This is a genomic window from Pseudoalteromonas sp. RW-H-Ap-1 (assembly GCF_048318575.1).
Lineage (GTDB): Bacteria > Pseudomonadota > Gammaproteobacteria > Enterobacterales > Alteromonadaceae > Pseudoalteromonas.
In genome coordinates, this window is sequence record NZ_CP166997.1 from 662,809 (window position 1) to 683,891 (window position 21,083).

Genomic DNA, 21,083 nt, shown 5'->3' on the forward strand with positions numbered 1-21,083 from the left:
TGCAAATAACCCGCTATATTTAATTGGCTTTTATTAAAAAAGTGACGTCTTAAATCTAATAGAGCGGGTTATTGTGATTAAATGGTGTTTTGTATTATTACTCATTGTAAGCCAACACTGTGCGGCTAAACTCACTGTTGTAACAGAGAATTTTGCACCTGCGCAGTATCTCGATGCTAACAACAATTTAGTTGGTGATGCTGCCGATATAGTACGATTAGTGCTTGATAGTGCGGGGATTGATTATTCAATTTCAGTTCACGATTGGAGTATGACTTATAATATTGCATTGAGGGATCCCGAAACCTGTATCTTCTCAATTTCTCGCTCACCTGAGCGTGAGAGTCGTTTTGTTTGGTTTGCTAAACTTGCCCAATTCGACACAAACTTTTATTCTCTTAAAAGCAAAGGCATTGTTTTAACAAGTCTCGAGCAGGCAAAACAATACAGAATTGCAGTGTTAAAAGATAACTATAGCCATCACTATTTACTCTCCCAAGGCTTTAAAGAAAACGAAAACTTAATGCTGTTTAATAGTTTTGATAATATTTTTAAAATAATTAAAGCACGAAGTTCAAGCATTGATTTGGTTGTTATACCTGCGCAGAGAATAAGCCACGAACAATCACACTTATTAAGTGAACTTCAACTCGAATCATTAATGCCTATTAACGCCAACCAAGCCCCCTTATATTTTGCGTGTAACAAAAACCTACCGAATAAATTACAGCAGCAACTTAGCACGGCCTTTGCCTTGTATGAGTCACAACTTTAAATATCAATTGCCCTGTTTATAAAAGCGGCTATAATCCAGCTGCTTTTGCTAATAAAAGCGATTATTTTGGAGTTATAAATGGGTGATTTAATCGGGATTGCATTATTAATCTTGATGAGTGCGTTATTTGCGATGTCAGAAATTTCGATTGCCGCTTCACGCAAAATAAAATTAAGGGTTATGGCCGACGAAGGAAATGTGCAAGCGCTGGCGGTCTTAAAACTGCAAGAGCAGCCAGGGGCTTTTTTTGCCATGATCCAAATTACGCTTAATGCGATTGCCATATTAGGTGGGATTGTTGGTGAGCAGGCATTATCGCCTTACGTGCAAGAAATACTGCAGTTATTTTATCAGGGGCCGTTGCTTGGCCAAATTAGCTTTTTACTGTCGTTTTTAATTATTACCTCATTATTCATATTATTTGCTGATTTGCTTCCAAAGCGTTTAGCAATGATTTTACCTGAGGCTGTTGCTGTGCGTGTAGTTACAATTATGCGTTGGGTCACTTTCGCGCTCACACCGCTGGTATTATTTTTTAACGGCTTAACCAATATAGTATTACGAGTATTCAAAGTACCGAGTGAGCGTGAGGATATAGTGACTACTGAAGATATTGTTGCCATGATGGATGCGGGTGCCGAATATGGCAGCCTTCAACAGCAGGAATATGACTTAATTGGTAATGTATTTGATTTAGAAGCGCGCTTTTTATCAAGCGTGATGTCGCCACGAGAGCAAATAGTTTACTTTGATATTGATGAGTCGAGTGAAGATATAGCCAATAAAATTATAGAGCATCCACATAATCACTTTTTAGTGTGTAAAGGCAACCTTGATAAATTAATTGGCTCGGTTGAGTCAAAAGATATTTTACGCCAAGTGCTTAAAGGTGAGGCGGCAAATATTAATGCGGATATGCTTGATAAAGATATTTTTTACTTACCAGAAACACTGAGCTTATCTGAGTCGCTAAATGCGTTTAAAACTGCCGTTCATCCTTTTGCTGTGGTGGTCAATGAATATGCGCTAGTGGTTGGGATAGTGACAGTTAAAGATTTAATGAAAGGCTTTATGGGTGATTTAATCACGCATCAAAGTGAGGAGTTAATCATTGAACGCGACGCTAATTCTTGGTTGGTCGATGGTTTAACACCTATTGTTGAATTAGCTAAGGTATTAGAAATTGATGAATTCCCTGAGCAAAGCCATTATGAAACGGTTGCTGGGTATTTAATTTATACCATGAAGCATATTCCCAAACGTGCAGAATTTGTTTTATTTTCTGGCTTTAAATTTGAAGTAGTGGATGTAGAAGGTATTCGTATAGAACAATTACTTGTCTCTAGAGTGAATCCTGATAGCGAATAATAGCCGCTAAAATTAAATTATTGATTAACGGCAGCCAATGCATTGGCTGCCTTTTTTATGGGTGTTACTGATATAGCAAAACTATTGTTTGAGTTTATTTGGTGACAACTATAGTCAATTGTAAAAATGTGTAAATGTTGCTCAGTGGCTATTTTTAATTGTTGTACTATAGTTTAGAATGATCGTTCATTCTAAACTAAAAGGTATTTAACATGCAGCGCTCCCGCATCGCTTTTTTTGTATTTTCAGCCCTCGTTGGTTCTGTTGCTTTAAGTGGCTGCGATCAGGTAGCTGAGCAACCCAGTGCTTCTGCCCCTGCAGCGACTCCTGTTGGAGTTGTCACATTAAAAAGCCAAGCAATAACACTTAAAAAAGAATTACCAGGGCGTGTAAGTGCGTTTCAAATTGCTGAAATTCGTCCTCAGGTAAGTGGAATTGTGCAATCACGCTTATTTGAAGAAGGCACTCAGGTTGAAAAAGATCAAGCGCTTTACCAAATCAACCCTGATATTTTTGAAGCAGAATTAGCCGCCAGTAAAGCGGCGGTTGCTCGCGCAGAAGCGAGTATTGCTAGCAGTAAATCTAAAGCGTCTCGTTATAAAGAACTATTAGCAATTAAAGCCGTAAGCCAGCAAGATTTTGACGAAGCTGATGCTGCTTCTAAGCAAGCCTCTGCAGAATTATTAACGGCACAAGCGCAGTTAAAAAGTGCGCAAATTAACCTTGATTATAGCCATGTTTCTTCGCCAATTAGCGGCCAGATTAGTAAATCAAGCGTGACGGTAGGCGCATTAGTTAGCGCAGGCCAAACAAGCGCACTGGCAACGGTTACGCAACTTGACCCCATTTATGTTGATTTAACCCAATCAAGTAATGAGCTAACTAAACTCAAAAGAGCGCTAGCATCAGGTGCTTTAGGTGTCGACTCTACAACACAAACCGATGTAGAACTAATAATGGAAGATGGCTCAGTATATCCTCATAAAGGTACATTACAGTTCTCAGAAGTGACCGTTGATCCAAGTACTGGGTCAGTGACTTTACGTGCTAAGTTTCCAAACCCTGAAAAGCTATTACTACCAGGTATGTATGTGCGTGCTGAGGTGGTTGAAGGTGTTAAGTCAGACGCAATATTAGCCCCACAACGTGGTGTGAGCCGTAATACCAAAGGTGAACCTACAGCTATGGTTGTTAGCAAAAACAATACCGTTGAAAGCCGTGTATTAAAAGTAGAGCGAACTTTAGGCGCTAATTGGTTGGTGAGCGAAGGCTTAGCCGATGGCGACCAATTGATTGTGGAAGGGCTACAAAAGATTCGCCCAGGTGCACCTGTTACGGCAACTGCTGTGAAGCCTTCTGCAAATAACAGCCAATAACGGAGAGTTTTATGTCACGATTTTTTATTGATAGGCCTATTTTTGCTTGGGTATTGGCGATTGTGGTTATGCTTGCGGGTATTATTGCCGTTAAAAGCCTACCTGTTGCTCAGTATCCGTCTATTGCGCCGCCAGCGATTACCATTACGGCTAACTATCCAGGTGCATCTGCACGTACATTAGAAGACTCGGTAACTCAGGTTATTGAGCAAAAAATGAAAGGCTTAGATGGCTTGTTATACATGTCATCAACCTCACAGTCCAGCGGTTCAGCAACGCTGACATTAACATTTGATGCCGAGACCGATCCAGACATTGCCCAAGTTCAAGTACAAAATAAATTAGCGACCGCTACGCCATTATTGCCGGAAGAAGTACAGCGCCAAGGTGTGGTAGTGGCTAAATCATCATCAAGCTTTTTACTGGTTGTTGGTTTTGTGTCGCAAGATGGCAGTATGACTAATATTGATATTGGAGACTATGTATCGTCGAACGTGCAAGACATTGTGTCGCGTGTAGACGGTGTAGGTGAAGTGGAGCTGTTTGGCTCTCAATATGCAATGCGTATTTGGCTCGATCCGGCTAAATTACAAAACTATAAGTTAACCCCAAGCGATGTATCAGCTGCAATTAAAGCACAAAATGCACAGGTGTCAGCAGGGCAACTCGGTGGTATGCCCTCACTTGCTGGGCAGCAACTCAATGCAACTGTCACTGCGCAAAGTCGATTACAAACACCAGAGCAATTTAGAGATATTTTAGTAAAAACCAACAGCGATGGGTCGGTTGTTCGCTTACAAGACGTTGCTGATGTTGAACTTGGCGGTGAAAGCTACGGCGTGGTAGCTCGTTTTAATGGTAAGCCTGCATCGGGACTCGGCGTAAAGTTAGCCAGTGGTGCCAATGCGCTTGATACCGCACAAGGAGTAAAAGATGCCCTTGAAGAGCTTAAGCCTTTTTTCCCACAGGGGCTTGAAGCGGTTGTGCCTTATGACACTACTCCTTTTGTTGCACTCTCAATTGAAAAAGTAGTTCATACATTAATAGAAGCCGTTGTTTTGGTATTTGTTGTGATGTACTTATTTTTACAAAACTTTAGAGCAACTATTATCCCAACAATTGCCGTGCCTGTAGTACTGCTAGGTACATTTGGCGTTCTATTTACCTTTGGGTATTCAATTAATACGCTCACTATGTTTGCCATGGTACTGGCCATTGGTCTGTTGGTCGATGACGCGATAGTGGTAGTTGAAAACGTAGAACGTTTAATGACAGAAGAAAAGCTCTCTGCGGTCGAGGCAACGCGAAAGTCTATGGATGAAATTAAGGGCGCGCTTGTGGGTATTGCCATGGTGCTGTCGGCGGTATTTATTCCTATGGCATTTTTTAGTGGCTCTACAGGGGTTATTTATCGTCAGTTTTCTATAACGCTGGTAACAGCAATGGGGTTGTCGGTATTAGTGGCGCTTATTTTAACACCTGCATTGTGTGCTACGTTATTAAAACCGAGTCATGTGCATACTGATGGTACCTTTATTGGTCGTTTTTTCTCAGGCTTCAACCGTGGTTTTGATAAAACTAATAGAGGTGCACAAAGCTTTGTTGGGCGAATGATCAAGCACTCTAAACGTTATTTACTTAGTTATGTTTTGATTGTCGGTGGTATGGTCACTATTTTTTCAAGCTTACCCACTGCGTTTTTACCGGACGAAGACCAAGGTATTCTGTTTAGCCAAGTGATGCTGCCAGCAGGTTCTACAACAGAGCAAACGCTTGAAGTGGTTAAAAAAGTAGAAAACCATTATTTAGAAGAACAATCTGAAGCTGTTGCCTCAATTTTCACGGTTACCGGTTTTAGTTTTGCAGGCTCAGGACAAAACTCAGCCATTGGTTTTGTGAGCTTAAAGCACTGGGATGAGCGCCAACGTGACGACTTATCAGTGGGAGCGGTTGCAGGAAAAGGCATGGGCTATTTTTCAACGATAAAAGAGGCGTTTGTGTTTGCATTCCCACCTCCGGCTATTATTGAACTTGGCACTGCGAATGGTTTTAATATGTTTTTACAAGACCGAGTTGGTTTAGGACACGATGAATTATTAAAAGCGCGTAATCAGTTATTGGGTATGGCAAGTCAAAGCCCAATCCTGGCAGGTGTTCGTCCTAATGGCCAAGAAGATATGCCTGAATTACAACTGGATATTGACCTTGCAAAAGCTGAAGCTCTTGGTTTATCACAAGGTGATATTAACAGTACACTTTCGACTGCTTGGGGTAGTAGTTATGTGAACGATTTTATCGACCGTGGCCGCGTTAAAAAGGTATATTTGCAAAGTAAGGCTGATGCTCGCATGGTACCTGAGGATCTAAATAAGTGGTATGTACGAAATAAAAACGGAGACATGGTGCCATTCTCAGCGTTTGCTAGTTCGTATTGGTCTTATGGCTCACCTCGTTTAGAGCGCTATAATGGTTTTTCAGCTATGGAAATTCAAGGTAGTGCTGCGCCAGGTTACAGTACAGGTGAAGCTATGGATGAAATGGAGCGCTTAGTAAAGCAATTACCTAATGGTATTGCCTCTGAATGGACTGCTATTTCATACCAAGAACGTTCAAGTGGTGGTCAAGCGCCGCTTCTTTATGGCCTTTCACTATTATTTGTATTTTTGTGTTTAGCAGCACTTTATGAAAGTTGGTCTATCCCATTTGCAGTAATGATGATTGTACCTCTGGGTATATTGGGGGCTGTTATGGCTGCTTTTTTAGGTAATTTATCAAATGATATTTACCTACAAGTTGGTTTATTAACCACCATAGGGCTTGCCTCTAAAAATGCGATATTAATTGTTGAATTTGCTAATCATAAAATGGATGAAGGCCTGAGCTTAGTTGATTCAGCCATTGCAGCCGTACGACTTCGTTTACGCCCTATTTTAATGACCTCAATGGCATTCATCTGTGGTGTACTACCGCTTGCAATAGCCTCCAGTGCAGGCTCTGGTGCACAAAACGCCTTAGGTATCTCAATCATTGGTGGAACACTAGCGGCTTCATCATTGGTGGTGATTTTTGTACCCTTATTTTTTGTTTTAGTGCGTAGACTATTTTCAGGAAAAGCTAAAACTACCTCGCAGGAGGAAGCATAATGAGTGTAAGAGCAATCAGTTTTAATGCTTTAACTTTAGCCATTTTATCTGGATGTCAGTTAGCTCCTCAGCAAGAAGCGCTTAATTTACCTGTCCCTGATGCGTATGCATCAGAGGCAGGCAAAGGGCAAGTTTCATCATTAAAATGGCAGCAGTTTTTTAATGATGAAAAGCTCAAAGCACTGATATCACAAAGCCTTGAGCACAATAAAGATCTGCAAATAGCAGCGCTTAATGTAGAGCGAGTACGTGGTTTATATCAAATTCAAGACTCGGCTTTGTATCCGTCACTTGATTTAAACGCGACAGGAAGTCGTCAGCGTTTACCTGCTGATTTATCAGCCAGCAGTCAGCCTCAAATTAGCTCCCAATACAGCGCAACTGTGGGTATGACCGCTTATGAGTTAGATTTATGGGGCAAAGTGCGTAATCAATCAGAGCAAGCACTTCAAACGCTTTACTCTACGCAGCTTAGTGAGTACAGCATGCAGGTGTCGTTGATTTCTGAACTGGCAAATGCGTGGCTTAATTATGCGACCGATCAGCAATTACTTGCTTTGGCTCAAGAGACATTGTCATCGCAGCAAGCGTCTTTATCTTTAACGCAAAAAAGCGTTGATTTAGGTGCTGCCTCTGAAATTACGCTAGAGCAATTAAAAAGTACCGTAGCTACTGCAAAGGTTGATATTGCAACGTATGAGCGTTTATTAAAACGTGATAAAAATGCGCTTGATTTATTAGTAGGTAAACCGGTGAGTCAGGACTTACTACCGACTAAAGAGTTGAACAAATTACTTGATTTACCCGCTGTTCCTGTCGGCCTTCCATCTGATCTACTAACACAGCGTCCTGATATAAAAGCGGCTGAGCACCAATTATTTGCTGCAAATGCCAATATAGGTATTGCGCGTGCGGCGTTTTACCCAAGTATTAGTTTAACAGCCAATGCAGGGAGTGCATCACGTGATTTAAGTAATTTATTTGATGCAGGGTCAGGTACATGGAGCTTTATACCGTCGGTAAATTTACCTATTTTTAGTATGGGACGTAACCAAGCTAATTTAGATGTCGCTAATGCAGAGCAACAAGTTGCTGTAGCAACGTATCAGCAAAAAATTCAACAAGCGTTTCGCGAAGTTGCTGATGTGCTTGCTGATAGAGAAGGTTTCAATGCGCAATTAAATGCGCTTGAGCAGCTACTACAAAGCCGAAAAATAACCTATGACCTATCACAGGCGCGATACGATAAAGGGGTCGATAGCTTTTTGCAAGTGCTCGACGCTCAGCGAACATGGTATAGCGCAAAGCAACAACTGATCATCGGTCAACAAGCGCTGCTTGCAAGTCAAATTAACTTGTACAAAGCTGTTGGCGGTGGTTGGGAAGTAACTACTCCTCAAAATAACTAATATGCATAAAACCAATTAGTTATGGCAGATTTATCAGTAGTAAAGTAATACTGTTTAACGCTTCTCTCTTTATTGTTAGGGATAAACGTTAAACATTTCGAGTCTAGTGACTCGATAATGGAGTGTCGAATGAATTCTAAAAATAAAAAACACCTTGATCCGGTGCAAGCACAAGCGCGTCGTGAACAGGTATTAACAGCTGCTGCGGATTGTTTTCGTCGCAAAGGCTACCATGGCGCCGGTATGGCTGAAATAGCAAGAACAGCAGGTATGAGTGCAGGCCATATTTATAACTATTTTGATAGTAAAGAAGCAATAATCGAGCGTATTATTGAAAAAGATATGGAAGAAATGTTTTCTATATTTCAAGAGTTTGAAGAACAACCCGGTGATATTTTAACGGTGTTACTTGATGGTCTACATCATGGCGTACAGCGTCATATGGACACCGGAGCCAGCGTTGTTGACCTAGATATGATGGCAGAGGCTAGTAGAAATAAAAAAGTTGCTTTGCTACTACGTGATGCTGACACGCAAGCGCGTAACAGAATGCGGGATCTATTAGTGAGTGAAAGTAGTTTAATAAAATCACATTCAGAGCAAGAATTAGAGAGCCGTATTAATGTGATTTTTTCAGTGATGGCCGGATTGTTATTACGAAAAATGCTGTTTCCTGAGTTAACAGAAGAAACCGTGCTTATTGCACTACGTCCAGCAATGAAAACATTACTTATGCCATTTGATAATTAATGCACTAAGTTATTAAGTTACTATGAATATTTGACCCTTACTATTGTAAAAAAGAAAGGACTAGCCTTATATACAAATAGTTTATGGCCAATATCATAAATAAAGACTAGCATTGAGTTGCTAAAATAGGAAAACAAAAATAAAGATATAGTTATTTATTATCAATAGCTTAATATTTTTAGCTGGTTTTATGTGAGCTTGCGCTATAGAGCTAAACACAGTAAATAATAATAGTTGCTTTTTGGCGTGCTACTTGCATTCTTCGAGCTATATTAAAAGCGTTAATTTTGCGCTAACAACTTTAAGGAGAGCACATGTGGGCTGCAGTAAGTTATCTTGTAACAGCATTGATATTTATAGTATTGGGGTTAACGGTTAACTCCATTTATTTTGCAGTTGCATTTTTTTGGACCGCACTATCGTTATTATTAGTCAGCGGCGCTTATTTTTTTAACGCAGGAAAAGTATTTAGAAAACGCGAGAATGGCGTTATCCCTTTTTACATTCGCTGGGCCTTTGTGCCTTTTTTATTAGGTGCGCAAATTTATAATGCGTGGTCACGAAAGCGTGACAAGGTACCGCCTATTCAGCAAATAAACGATAATCTATTTTTAGCATGTCGTTTATTCCCTTCTGATATAGACACATTGAAAGAAAATGGCATTACCGCTGTTTTGGACGTTACCTGTGAATTTGATGGCCTTGAATGGACATCTACTCAAGAAAATATTGATTATTTAAATATTCCTGTTCTTGATCACAGTGTGCCAACACACTCACAGTTAAACCAAGCTATTAACTGGATACATCATCATATTAAAAAAGACCGTCGTGTTGTGGTGCATTGTGCATTAGGGCGTGGACGATCGGTGTTTGTTATGGCGGCATATTTATTGAGTCAAAATAAAGATGCGGATGTGCATGATATTCTTGCACAAATAAAAGAAACACGTGAAACTGCCAATCTTAATAAACGCCAATTACGCCATTTAGTTAAGCGCCACCGTAAGGGGGAGCTACTGATAAAAAACAAAGCGTACTTAATTGCTAATCCGGTTTCAGGTACTAAGTTGTGGTCTGAAAAAGAGCATTTAATTGTTGCACGTTTATCTGCGTATTACGATTTAACCATTTTAAAAACTACGCCAGAACAAAACGGTATCACTTTGGCTAAACAGGCCATAGAACATAACCCCGATATTATTATTGCTTGTGGTGGCGATGGAACCGTAACTGAGGTTGCCAGTGTGTTGGTGGGTACGTCTTGTCGATTAGGAATAATACCACTGGGCACAGCGAATGCGCTTGCCCATGTATTAATGGGAATAAAATCTAAACTTATTCCTGTTGAGCAAGCCTGTGATTTAATTATTGATGGCCAAACCAACCTTATTGATACCGCGTATTGTAATGATGAACTAATGTTATTATTAATTGGCATTGGCTTTGAGCATGCAATGATTGAAAAAGCAGATCGAGAGTCTAAAAATAAGTCAGGGCAACTTGCTTATTTAAATGGTTTTTTACACTCATTTGGCGAAAATAAAGCACAACAGCTGATAGTTAAATTAGATGATAATGAGCCTGAGGTTATTAATACAAATAGTTTTATTGTGGCAAATGCTGCCCCATTCACTACGTTATTAGCGCAAGGGGGCGGGCAACCCGATCACCGCGATGGGTTATTAGATGTAAACTGGTTAACGCCAAACAAAGATAATGAAACCACGGTATTAAGTATTGCAGAGCTGATGTTTAGCAGTATTACGCAAACGCATCTTGCTATTAACTCGCATTATACCAATGCAAAACGTGTAGAAATAAGCTGCGTAGACGAAACGCTAAATTACGTGATTGATGGCGAGGTTAAATCTGCAGATAAAGTGGTGGTAAGTATCCACCCAGCATCGTTAAATGTAATATGCCAAGAGCAAACACCTGATTAGAAAGGCGTATATATTACGCCATTGCTATTTTTTGAGCCTTTTATTTTTTAATAGAAGGCCATACAAAACCTGATGTATCAGGTTGTGAAGATTCAGACTGCTTAGTCGGTTTATTTCTAGCTCTACGTAGCGGCTTGTTATTAATGGTGTGGATATAAAGCGCTTCTACTTTATCTCTTGCCCAAGGCGTTTTACGTAAAAATTTTAAGCTTGATTTTATACTTGGCGAATCTGTAAAACATTTGATATTTACTTGTTCGCCCATTGCTTTGAAGCCTAAACGTTGTTCTAGTTCAACAAGGATTTGCTCTAAAGTTACCCCATGAAGCGGGTTTTTTGGTTGATTATTCATAGTCACACTGCTTTTTTAAACTGCATGTATTGTAACGTATCCCACCGCATCTTAATAGTTTGGAGATGACTGGCAAATCCCAGATTGTTAATCTTGATTAATTTACAGTAATAGTAGAAGGCTTCTTGGGGTAAATAAGGTTACCTTGTTTATCGAGTTTTAGCCAAATTAACTGACTGTTGTTATGTTGAGGGTATTTAGCAGCACAAATAAGCGTAACAGAATGAACCTGCAGTATGGCGCCTTCGCTATAGCGTTTATTATCATACCAGCACTCAGCGTTAGTGTTTATAAGCTGGGTAGCATCAACAATAGGAAGCGTTTTTATTGCGTTAGCGTAGCTTAAAGCTGGAAAATACACGCATAAAACAACAATAAAGAAAGTAAAATAATAACGCATAAATAACCTCAAAATTAACGTGTTTAAAAAAAGCACACTTAGTTAAAAAACATGCTAGGGTAAGTGGGACAGTTTTAGTAAAACACAGAACAATAAAAAGGTGAACACATATGCTATTTAATCAAACTATGATTGACGAATTTACACTACTTGCAAAATTCCCACGCGAGAGCAAAATGCAGGGCATTAAACTCCATTCAGACGCTGAACCCGCTTTATTAAGCGCAGCACAACGTTTGTTTGATAAAGGGGTTATTGATAGCCCAGATGGCGGTTATTTAACTGATCTGGGCTTAGACTTAATTGAGCACGTCACTGTAATACACAGTGCTTTAAAAAGTTAGTTTGCGTCGGGTTGATTTTCTGGGGCTGCATCACTAAAGGCAGTCAACTCATTACAACGCTGATAAACGGCTGCTATTTTAGGATAAGCAGCCATATCTACTTTAAAGCGAATGGCATTAAATACCTGCGGCACTAAACATACATCGGCTAAGCTTGGCGAGTCGCCTGCGCAAAATGTATTTTTGCTATCGAGCATTTGTTCTATTTTATCAAAACCAACTTCAACCCAGTGTCGGTACCACTTATTTTTTGCTTCATCATCGACATTGAGTTCACTACTTAAATATTTAAGCACCCGTAAATTATCAATAGGGTGAATATCACACGCAATTGCATAACTTAAATTGCGAATGTGTGCTTTTTGCCATGCATTACCTTGCAGTAATGGTGTTTCAGGGTATTGCTCTTCAAGGTACTCTAAAATTGCTAGAGATTGACCTAGTATCCCGTCATCAGTTTCTAAAGCAGGTAACAGTCCTTGTGGGTTTTTCTGTAAATAATCTTCGCTTTGCTGCTCTGATTTTAATAAGTTAACAGGCACTAATTGATGAACAATATTTTTTAGATTTAATGCTATTCGCACACGATACGCTGCAGATGAGCGAAAATAAGTATAAAGCTTCATAATCTGATTATCCTTGATTGCCATTAAAGTGTTTTTTGATTGTGCGCCAGCAGTCAGTGTAATTAGCTTGGCGCTCTTTACCTTCTAATGCGTATTTAGTCGGCGATATTACATAACGTGACTCAAACATAAACGCCAACGTATTATCGTAGCGTTGTGGCTCTAAATCGGCGTTTGATGCTTTTTCAAATACGTCTGCTTCAGGACCATGCGGCGACATACAGTTATGTAAGCTCATGCCACCTGGCACAAAGCCATGCTCTTTTGCATCATATACCCCTTCTATTAAGCCCATAAATTCACTCATAATATTACGGTGATAGTAAGGCGGGCGGAAGGTGTTTTCAGCCACCATCCAACGCGGTGGGAAAATAGCAAAATCGATATTTGCAACGCCTTCAGTTCCCGATGGTGAAGTTAGCACGGTAAAGATTGAAGGGTCGGGGTGATCAAAGCTAACGGTATTCATGACATTAAAGCGAGCCAAATCGTATTTGTAAGGCGCACTATTGCCTGTCCAAGCAACAACATCAAGGGGTGAGTGACCAATATCACAACGGAACATATTGCCATTAAATTTAGCAATCAGTTCAAAATCACCCTCAATATCTTCAAAAGCCGCTACTGGATATTGAAAATCACGATCATTCGCATAACCGTTGGCACCCACAGGGCCGCGCTCAGCAAGGACATAGGCATGGCCGTAGTTTTCACAAATATAGCCACGCGCAGTGTCGGTTAGTAACATTACTTGAAATTTAATACCACGCGGAATAACGGCAATTTCGCCGGCTTTAATAGTTAAATGCCCAAGCTCTGTTTTAAGTAGTAGTTCACCTTGTTGCGGTACAAATAACATTTCGCCATCGGCATTATAAAAAAAGCGATTGTCCATTGATTTATTGGCAACATAAACATGAATACCGATACCCGCTTGACCATTAGCGTTACCATTAGCGGCCATGGTGATAAGCCCGTCAACAAAATCTGTAGGTTTTGTTGGTACATCAATTGGATCCCAGCGCAGCATGGTTGGTGGAGTCGGTACTTCGGTAATGGGAGCGGTTCTAATTAAGCCATTGTCTATGGCTGTATAATCGCCTTGCACAACCGATGGGCGAATACGATACATCCAAGTGCGGCGGTTATCGGCGCGAGGAGCGGTAAATGCAGTGGTACTGAATTGCTCTGCGTATAAATCATATTTTACTTTTTGCGGACTAAATTGACCAATCGGTAATGCACCAGGCAGCGCTTCGGTTTCAAATTCATTGCCAAAGCCGGTCATGTAGTTTAATTGTGTCGCCATTACTGACTCCTGTAAAAATGGGGGAGTGTTATATTTTTGTTATTTACGCTAAGATACTCTCAAGTGAGACTAATATCAAATGCACTGATTACGACCGTTGTAAATAAAAGTGAACAGATAAAAGTCGTGTGTAAATAAATAAGTGATTCAACATGAAAATAGATTTAACGACATTTTTGCCCTATCAATTAACGCACTTAGCAACACAGGTAAGTAACGATTTTTCGAGCATTTATAAAAAAGAGTTTGATTTAACAATTCCTCAGTGGCGAATAATTGCTAATTTAGCACAATTAGGTCAAAGCACAGCAAAGCAGTTATGTACTCAAGCGGATATGGATAAGTCAACAGTATCAAGAGCGGTAAAAGCGCTAATAGATCAAGGGCTTATTTATAGCGAGTTAAATAAGCATGATAAGCGCGCTGCATTTTTGATGTTAAGTGATAAGGGTATGGCTTTGTATAAAAAAATAACACCACAAGCATTGAAATGGGAACAAGCATTATTAAGCTGCTTGTCGGATGATGAACAACGCCAGTTAATCGCTATTTTTGAAAAATTAAAAAATAAATTACAGGCATAAAAAAGCCCACAAAGTGGGCTTTTAAATAGACTAATTTAATTAATCAAATTAGAACGTGTAACGAACACCTACACGCATTTCCCATACTGAAGCACCAGTTTGTACTGAAGTATTTGCGTTATTTGCATTAAAGTCTGAGTAAACGTAACGACCTTGGTCATCTAAAGATGTTGAGATCATGCTTGCGCCTACGAAAGGACCTTTCTTAAGTACGCCCCAGTCATCATTTAGCATGTTTGTAAGGTTGTCGATTACGAAGAATGCTTCACCTTTATGGCCATCCATAAAGCCTGGTAGTTCTTGTGTAATCTTAAAGTTAAACTTAACAAACCAATCTGAATTTTGTTGGTTACGACCTGCAATTTCACCGCGTTTAAGTCCTTCAGAAGCAATGAAGTCATTGAATTCATTGATTTCATCAGCCGACATGTTGTAAACAACGTTAGGATCGTTTTCAAGTGGAACATAAAGTAATTGGCGGCTACCATTCCAGCTATCATCACCCCAAACACTATCGCTTCCGTCAAATGTAAAGCTGTACGGTAAGCCTTTATATGCCTCACCGTAAAGGTTAAAGCGTGTTTCAAAGCCATCTACAAACTCATGTTTGTAACCAAGAGTCATAGTGAAACGGTGCGGGATTTCATAATCTGAAGACGCAACACCAGGGTTACCTGGGTTTGAAAGCGCGATGTTACCGTAGTTAGAACCGGCTGTAGAGCTAGTCATTGGGTTTACATCGTCTGCGTCTGTGTATGCATAACCAAAGCTAAAGTTAATGCCGTTGTCATACATTTTGCTTATTGCAGCAGAAATAACTGAAGAATCACCACTATTACCGCTTACGTTAGTAAGTAGTAAATCACCACTGCGGCCATCGATTTTTTCATAAATAGGGCGACCATCAAACGTAGTTTCACCGCTTTCTTGAAGTGAAATGTCACGCATTACAGCAGCATCATTTTTCTTCGAGTATAAGTAATCAACAGAGATTACGTATTCGTCTTCAGTTGTGTATGTAGCACCAAGTGAGTATTTCCACTCTGAAGGAATTTCAAAATCTGGGTCTACAGCGTTAACTGTACCATCACCAGAACCTATTTCTGTAGCACCAATAATGTCATAAAGTTCTTGTGGAACCTCAAAGCCAGGAGTGCCGCCATTCACATTTGGAGTATTAAATAAGTCAATAGTTTTTGAATCAGAATCATAATTACTTAGTTGACTCTCTCTTGTAGCAATTTGTGTAATACCGTCATTTGAGTATGAGTTAGACAGCCATACATTAGGGTTACCACCAGAGAACAAGCCTAAGCCAGCGCGTACTTCAAGCTCGTCTGTTGCATACCATTGAAAACCAACACGTGGCTGCAGTAAGTCAATACCATCAAATGTAGACTGGTTGCTGTAACCGTAACGATTAGTGAAGTTCTCGTTAAAGTTAGGAACGTCATCACTTGTGTACTTGTCGTAACGTAAACCGAACTGAATGGTTGCATCTAAGTCAGTAAATGCGTATTCATCTTGTACATAAAACGTGTGTTGAGCATACTCAAAGCTAGCACCCGAATCAGTTGGATCGTTTGTTCCAGCTGAGTTGTTGTAGTAGATACGGTCGGCTATACCTGCTTCAAACTCATCGATTGAACCAAAACGGTATTCACCTTCCGTGTGCTGAACAAACAAGTTGAAAACGCTTAGATTTTCATATTCATAGCCAGCAGTAATAGTGTGTTGGTCTAAGTAGTAAGTACCAGCAACTTTAAATGTAGTTGTGTCGTAATCTAGGTCGTTTGATTGACGAGAATCATCTGGACCAATAAATACAGTACCGCCATTATCAGTACGAATTTGCATTTCACCAAAGCTACTTGCAGCATCTAATGACTGAACAGTTGCATCTAGTTCCGATTTACCTAAACGAATTTCTGTAGAGAAATCGTCTGACCAATCAGAATATACAGAGCCAATAATTGAAGTAAATTCAGCGCTTTGGTCATAGAAATGGTTTGATAAAGAAACTCGGCTAGAACCTGTATCCGACTGAGAAATTGTATTACCGTCGTTGTAGTTATAAATTAAGTTTGCACGGTGATCTTCGTTGATGTTCCAATCTAGTTTTACTAAGATCTTTTCATCTTCAACAGGCATGCTAGATGGCATACCGCCAACATCGTAACCATATACAGATTGAGCTGCATTTGTGATGCGGGTAATGTCTTCAGCTGTTACGCTGCCAGTGTTTAAACCGTCGTAGTTAAACTGGCGAACACCTTCAAGTTTTTCGTATGAAGTGTACAAAAATAATGTATCTTCAATAAGCGGAAGGCCTACGTTGAAACCGTAACGTTTTTCAGTGTAGTTACCGTTATCAACTTCATCACCTTCAATTTCGTCGCCTTTCATTGAATCGCTTGTGTAATCGAAGAAAACACCACCGTGAACGTCGTTGCCACCCGATTTAGTTACAGCGTTGATGTTACACGATGTAAAGCCACCGTATTGAACGTCAAAAGGGGCTAGTTCTGCTGAAACTTGTTCGATAGAGTCGAAAGAGAAAGGGGCACGGATAGTTGGGTAACCGTTTGAGCTTAAACCGAAGTTATCGTTCATGCGAACGCCGTCAAGCGTTAAGCTGTTGTAACGTGGGTTACCACCACCACAGTTGATTGAACCACGGCTATCATCAATTGTAATACGTGGGTCAATACGAATAATATCTTTTAAATCACGGTTGATTGCTGGTTGGTTTTCAAGATCAGTTAGCGTAAAAGTCGACGCAGGGCCTGTTCCACCAGACATAGCACTGATAGGAGCACCTGTAACTACAATTTGCTCGATGTTAGAGATATTCTCTAAAGAAGCATTTACAGGGTAATCGTTACCAATATTAAGAATAATATTATTGAACTCTTGATCTGCATAAGTGTCAGAATCTACAACTACTTTGTAAGGACCACCAACACGAAGGCCTTTTGCTGTGAAGTAACCAGCGTCGTTAGTCTCAGTTGTTTTAACTGAGCCTGAAGGAACGTGTAGGATAGTAATTTTAGTTCCTGCAGCAGGGTTACCATTTGGCCCCTTTATTTGACCTTTAATTGCTGAGGTTGTTTCGTTTGCAATTGCAGCACCACTCACACCAACACATGCTGCTATAGCAAGTGATAGAGCCGTTTTGCGAAGTTGAATTTTCATTTTATTTTCCCGTGTAGTTAAATAAACTTTTAATAGCTTTTTTATTTTAATTTTGGATTAGGAGGCTGAGTAACACACCTAACCAAAAATGTTTACATAGTGTACCTCATTTGAATGTTACAAATAAAATACAACTGTAACTTTTTTATTATAAAACACTTTTCGTGTGAACTTTAGCATTTTATTAATGTTTCAATATTTTACTGTGCAGATAGTAAGTAGTTTTTATGACAAACAGATGAAAAGTGACTTTTTCAAAAAAAAAGCCATTACATAAATGTAATGGCTTTTTAATATTTATAAGTTTTTGCGGGGTAAGTTATAGATTAAAACTTATAGCTAACACCGATTTTAGCTTGCCAAGCAGATGAGCTACTAATTCGCGAGTAGTTCCTTACATCAGCGCCGCCATAGGTATTATCAAGTTTATATCTACCTTGGTCGTCAAGCCCACCGAAATCATAAATTGTTTGATTTGAATAGCTTAGACTTTTCTCGATGCCCCAATCACTATTTAAAAGGTTAGCGAAGTTATCAATCATAAAGTACACCTCACCACTATGACCTTGAGCAAAACCAGGAATTTCCTGCTTTATACTTACATCCATGGTTGTAACCCATGGTTGTGTAGCTGTGTTTTTAGCTAAAATACCGCCACGTTGAGAAATACCAGCACTTTGCAGTAGAGGCTCTAACTCAGCCCAAGAAATTTTTGACTCGCCCCAGTTTACATTTGGATCGTCAGCACCGGTTGGTATGTAAGGTAAGTAAGCACCGTTTGTAAACAGTGAACTAGTATCCCCTAAATCACCATCTTTATACATTCCCATTGTGTAGCTGAATGGACGTCCAGAGCGACGTTCAAAGTAGACGTTAAATTTAGTTGCATAACCACTAAACAACTCAGCGGTATAACCTAGGTTAACTTTAAAGCTATGTTCTATTTCATAAAACCCGCGAGCAGCAATATCTTCATTGCGGTTTACAGTGATATTGTGTTTATAGTTACCTTCTGCCTGTGATGCTGAACCTGCTGAAGACTCTTTAACATCTTGATGCGCATAACTTGCAGAAATAAATAAACCATTATCCCACTCTTTGGCAATGCCCGTTGATAAGATGATTGAACGACCATCATCAGATGAGTTCGTCATTTCAATATCAACGTTATCAGTAAGTGAACCTGAATATATAGTTTGATTAATCACGCGTTCACCATCAGCAGCTAAGCCAACAGGTGTAATTGAAGAATTGTGCCATACAGCTTCATTTTCTTTTTTATGGTACGCGATTTCGGCTTGCCACTTAAAGCCGTCACCGAATAGCTCAGAGTCAAAATCATACTCAAAACCAACTTGGGTACGAATACTTGAAGGAAGTTTAAAATCTGGGTCTATATATGCAACACTACCAGCGCCTTGCTGCAAAGAGTTTTTAATTTCATCAGGCACTTGGGTAATATCAGCAGTGTTATTAGCGTAGTAATCATTTATTACATCATTAGGTGCCGATACAAGTGTGATGCCATCACTTTGGAATGAGTTATTATACCAAACATTTGGAATGCCGCCTTGGAAACGACCGATACCACCGCTAATTGTAAGCGCTTCTGTCGCATAATATTTAAAGCCAATACGCGGTAAAATGATATCTAAGCCGTCAAGATTTTCTTGATTGGTGAACCCATAAGTACTGGCAAAATTTTCGTTCAGAGTAGGTTTGTCATCTGATGATAAACGTTCATAACGAACACCCGCTGTAACCTCTAAGTCGTCACCAACATAGAAAGTATCTTCAATGTAAAGTGCAAGTTGATTACGTCTTACATCATAAGCGGTATCAGCCGAATTATTCGTGTAGGCATTTTGATAAGAGAAATCATAAAAGCCTACATTGCGATTCGCAAAGTCTTCTAAGCTATCAAACTTCCATGAGCCCAATGAGTTTTGAGCAAATAAATTGTATAAACGAAGTGACTCGTACTGAGCTCCAAAATTTATTTCATGCTCATCAGTTAAGTAAGTAGCATCGAATGTTAACGTTAAATTTTGTGTTTCAGAGCGATTTGCATGGCGGTATTGATCTGTACCAAAGCTGTAAGATGGGCCATTACGTCCATCTTCGTCTACTGATATACTTCCTAAATTAGAACGTGTCGCGCTGTCTGAAATGACATCTTTATAAGAAATACCAATTTCAGTTGAAAAGTCTTCAGTCCAATCTGAGTAGAGTTTAGTGGCAAAATTATTGAACTTAGTAACATACGCATAAGTATTTGACTGAAGAACGATGTTATCACCACCGTAGCTTGAATTACGCTCATCTTGATCGTCTTGCCATTGGTAGGTAAAATCTAGGCGATGATCATCACTTGCATTCCAGCTAAGCTTAACTAATAAGTTTTTATTTGTATCCTCTGGAGCACCCGCGAGTGAATCAGTCAGTCCGTACTCATCATTTAAGATTGAAATGAAACGGTTGTAATTAGCTTCAGTGGTATTAAATTCATTTGCAGCACCTGATCCGCTAAAACCATAATCAAGATCCGATTCACTTGACCATTCTGCATAGTTTACAAAGTAAAACAGCTCATCTTCTATTATTGCTCCACCAACATTAAAGCCAAACCTTTCTTCTGTTTGAATAGGCTCTACTTTATTAGTAGAAAAAGTTTTTTGACCAATCGCATCTAGGTCATCTTCTTCAACGATATTAAGAAGATCTCCTGATATATCAGGGGTAGATATTTCATAAAAGCCAGAAAATTTAAACTCATTTGTACCAGACTTTGTTACCGCATTAATAGTACCGCCACCAAAGTTTCCTTTAGAAGCCGAAAAAGGCGAAACATCTACAGAAACTTGTTCAATCGCATCTAGTGCTACAGGGGGTTGTGAGGTTGGGTAGCCACCAAAATTTAAACCAAAGTCATCATTTTGGCCAATGCCATCTACAGTTAAACCATTCGTGCGTGGGTTACTACCAGCAAAAGTTAGTTGACCGCTACCATTAATACTTGCAAGTGGGTTTAAACGCGCAATGTCTTTAATGTCACGATTAAAGCTGGGCATATTATTAATGGTATCTTCACCAAACGTACTGCTAGAACCACCTGATTGTTGGATGATTTTATATCCAGAGACTTCAATCTTTTCAATATTTAGTGGTGCTAGTTGCGACTTCAAGCGATAAGTTTCACCAAGGTTTAAAAAGATGTTTTCAACGGTGGTGTCGTTAAATGTATCAGAGTCGATGATCACCATGTATGGTCCACCAACACGTAAACCATTGGCTATAAAAGTACCACTTTCATTGGTTGTTAACTCACTGATTGTGCCAGTAGGTTGATGAACAACCTTAATTTTAACGTTTGCAGCGTTCGCACCTGAAGGTGTGGTGATTTTACCACGCATTGCAGATGAAGTGTCAGCAGCCATAGCGCTTGTTGAAACTCCTAGAGCAAGAATTACTGCCCCAGTTAATTTCGAAAGGCGAAGCTTTGTCAT

At 39.7% G+C, this 21,083-nt stretch carries 15 protein-coding genes; 9 read left to right on the forward strand and 6 right to left on the reverse strand.

Features of this window, described 5'->3' with window-relative positions; all coding sequences use genetic code 11:
• The first annotated feature begins 73 nt into the window (after positions 1 to 73).
• The 7 genes from AB8618_RS19325 to AB8618_RS19355 all read left to right on the forward strand — a co-directional run bounded on the left by AB8618_RS19325 (position 74) and on the right by AB8618_RS19355 (position 10,767).
• Complete coding sequence (locus tag AB8618_RS19325) at positions 74 to 775, forward strand: substrate-binding periplasmic protein (protein ID WP_178957305.1); 702 nt, start codon at positions 74 to 76, stop codon at positions 773 to 775.
• 78 nt (positions 776 to 853) lie between these two features.
• Positions 854 to 2,143 carry a hemolysin family protein gene (locus AB8618_RS19330; protein ID WP_138606850.1) on the forward strand — a complete coding sequence of 430 codons (1,290 nt, stop codon included), beginning with the start codon at positions 854 to 856 and terminating at the stop codon, positions 2,141 to 2,143.
• Between the two features lie 212 nt (positions 2,144 to 2,355).
• Entirely contained in the window at positions 2,356 to 3,519 is a 1,164-nt protein-coding gene (locus AB8618_RS19335) for an efflux RND transporter periplasmic adaptor subunit (protein WP_138606852.1), read from the forward strand.
• Positions 3,520 to 3,530: 11 nt separating this feature from the next.
• Positions 3,531 to 6,662 carry an efflux RND transporter permease subunit gene (locus AB8618_RS19340; protein ID WP_413403087.1) on the forward strand — a complete coding sequence of 1,044 codons (3,132 nt, stop codon included), beginning with the start codon at positions 3,531 to 3,533 and terminating at the stop codon, positions 6,660 to 6,662.
• The gene (locus AB8618_RS19345; RefSeq protein WP_413403089.1) at positions 6,662 to 8,071 is read left to right on the forward strand and encodes an efflux transporter outer membrane subunit; all 1,410 of its coding nucleotides are present in this window, start codon (positions 6,662 to 6,664) and stop codon (positions 8,069 to 8,071) included. The genes AB8618_RS19340 and AB8618_RS19345 overlap by 1 nt, the downstream gene beginning before the upstream one ends.
• A 129-nt stretch (positions 8,072 to 8,200) precedes the next feature.
• Positions 8,201 to 8,821 (forward strand): TetR/AcrR family transcriptional regulator, encoded by a 621-nt coding sequence (locus tag AB8618_RS19350; protein WP_178957296.1) that lies wholly within the window; start codon positions 8,201 to 8,203, stop codon positions 8,819 to 8,821.
• 314 nt (positions 8,822 to 9,135) lie between these two features.
• Positions 9,136 to 10,767, forward strand: a complete 1,632-nt coding sequence (locus AB8618_RS19355; RefSeq protein WP_413403092.1) for a diacylglycerol kinase family protein — start codon at positions 9,136 to 9,138, stop codon at positions 10,765 to 10,767.
• A gap of 40 nt (positions 10,768 to 10,807) precedes the next feature.
• On the opposite strand, the gene AB8618_RS19360 is transcribed toward AB8618_RS19355, so the two are convergent.
• Together AB8618_RS19360 and AB8618_RS19365 are read right to left on the reverse strand one after the other, a co-directional pair.
• Complete coding sequence (locus AB8618_RS19360) at positions 10,808 to 11,119, reverse strand: VF530 family DNA-binding protein (RefSeq protein WP_413403094.1); 312 nt, start codon at positions 11,117 to 11,119, stop codon at positions 10,808 to 10,810.
• A 97-nt stretch (positions 11,120 to 11,216) separates the two neighbouring features.
• Entirely contained in the window at positions 11,217 to 11,519 is a 303-nt protein-coding gene (locus AB8618_RS19365) for a DUF1496 domain-containing protein (RefSeq protein WP_178957290.1), read from the reverse strand.
• 110 nt (positions 11,520 to 11,629) lie between these two features.
• On the opposite strand from AB8618_RS19365, the gene AB8618_RS19370 reads away from it, so the two are divergent.
• Entirely contained in the window at positions 11,630 to 11,863 is a 234-nt protein-coding gene (locus AB8618_RS19370) for a TIGR02647 family protein (RefSeq protein WP_008464346.1), read from the forward strand.
• Here AB8618_RS19370 and maiA read toward each other — a convergent pair.
• Together maiA and hmgA are read right to left on the reverse strand one after the other, a co-directional pair.
• The gene (gene maiA / locus AB8618_RS19375; RefSeq protein WP_413403097.1) at positions 11,860 to 12,489 is read right to left on the reverse strand and encodes a maleylacetoacetate isomerase; all 630 of its coding nucleotides are present in this window, start codon (positions 12,487 to 12,489) and stop codon (positions 11,860 to 11,862) included. The genes AB8618_RS19370 and maiA overlap by 4 nt on opposite strands.
• Before the next feature lie 7 nt (positions 12,490 to 12,496).
• Complete coding sequence (gene hmgA / locus AB8618_RS19380; protein ID WP_413403099.1) at positions 12,497 to 13,798, reverse strand: homogentisate 1,2-dioxygenase; 1,302 nt, start codon at positions 13,796 to 13,798, stop codon at positions 12,497 to 12,499.
• A 152-nt stretch (positions 13,799 to 13,950) separates the two neighbouring features.
• Here hmgA and AB8618_RS19385 point away from each other — a divergent pair, with 152 nt between their 5' ends.
• Positions 13,951 to 14,382, forward strand: coding sequence for a MarR family winged helix-turn-helix transcriptional regulator (locus AB8618_RS19385; protein WP_413403101.1), 432 nt, complete (start codon positions 13,951 to 13,953; stop codon positions 14,380 to 14,382).
• A gap of 48 nt (positions 14,383 to 14,430) precedes the next feature.
• On the opposite strand, the gene AB8618_RS19390 is transcribed toward AB8618_RS19385, so the two are convergent.
• Together AB8618_RS19390 and AB8618_RS19395 are read right to left on the reverse strand one after the other, a co-directional pair.
• Complete coding sequence (locus AB8618_RS19390) at positions 14,431 to 17,577, reverse strand: carboxypeptidase regulatory-like domain-containing protein (RefSeq protein ID WP_413403103.1); 3,147 nt, start codon at positions 17,575 to 17,577, stop codon at positions 14,431 to 14,433.
• Between the two features lie 326 nt (positions 17,578 to 17,903).
• The gene (locus tag AB8618_RS19395) at positions 17,904 to 21,083 is read right to left on the reverse strand and encodes a TonB-dependent receptor (RefSeq protein WP_178957281.1); all 3,180 of its coding nucleotides are present in this window, start codon (positions 21,081 to 21,083) and stop codon (positions 17,904 to 17,906) included.

Coding starts and splice junctions, on each gene's coding strand:
- AB8618_RS19330 (WP_138606850.1), top strand. CDS start 854: ATGGGTGATTTAATCGGGATTGCATTATTAATCTTGATGAGTGCGTTA.
- AB8618_RS19335 (WP_138606852.1), top strand. CDS start 2,356: ATGCAGCGCTCCCGCATCGCTTTTTTTGTATTTTCAGCCCTCGTTGGT.
- AB8618_RS19340 (WP_413403087.1), top strand. CDS start 3,531: ATGTCACGATTTTTTATTGATAGGCCTATTTTTGCTTGGGTATTGGCG.
- AB8618_RS19345 (WP_413403089.1), top strand. CDS start 6,662: ATGAGTGTAAGAGCAATCAGTTTTAATGCTTTAACTTTAGCCATTTTA.
- AB8618_RS19350 (WP_178957296.1), top strand. CDS start 8,201: ATGAATTCTAAAAATAAAAAACACCTTGATCCGGTGCAAGCACAAGCG.
- AB8618_RS19355 (WP_413403092.1), top strand. CDS start 9,136: ATGTGGGCTGCAGTAAGTTATCTTGTAACAGCATTGATATTTATAGTA.
- AB8618_RS19360 (WP_413403094.1), bottom strand. CDS start 11,119: ATGAATAATCAACCAAAAAACCCGCTTCATGGGGTAACTTTAGAGCAA.
- AB8618_RS19365 (WP_178957290.1), bottom strand. CDS start 11,519: ATGCGTTATTATTTTACTTTCTTTATTGTTGTTTTATGCGTGTATTTT.
- AB8618_RS19370 (WP_008464346.1), top strand. CDS start 11,630: ATGCTATTTAATCAAACTATGATTGACGAATTTACACTACTTGCAAAA.
- maiA (WP_413403097.1), bottom strand. CDS start 12,489: ATGAAGCTTTATACTTATTTTCGCTCATCTGCAGCGTATCGTGTGCGA.
- hmgA (WP_413403099.1), bottom strand. CDS start 13,798: ATGGCGACACAATTAAACTACATGACCGGCTTTGGCAATGAATTTGAA.
- AB8618_RS19385 (WP_413403101.1), top strand. CDS start 13,951: ATGAAAATAGATTTAACGACATTTTTGCCCTATCAATTAACGCACTTA.
- AB8618_RS19390 (WP_413403103.1), bottom strand. CDS start 17,577: ATGAAAATTCAACTTCGCAAAACGGCTCTATCACTTGCTATAGCAGCA.
- AB8618_RS19395 (WP_178957281.1), bottom strand. CDS start 21,083: ATGACAAAGCTTCGCCTTTCGAAATTAACTGGGGCAGTAATTCTTGCT.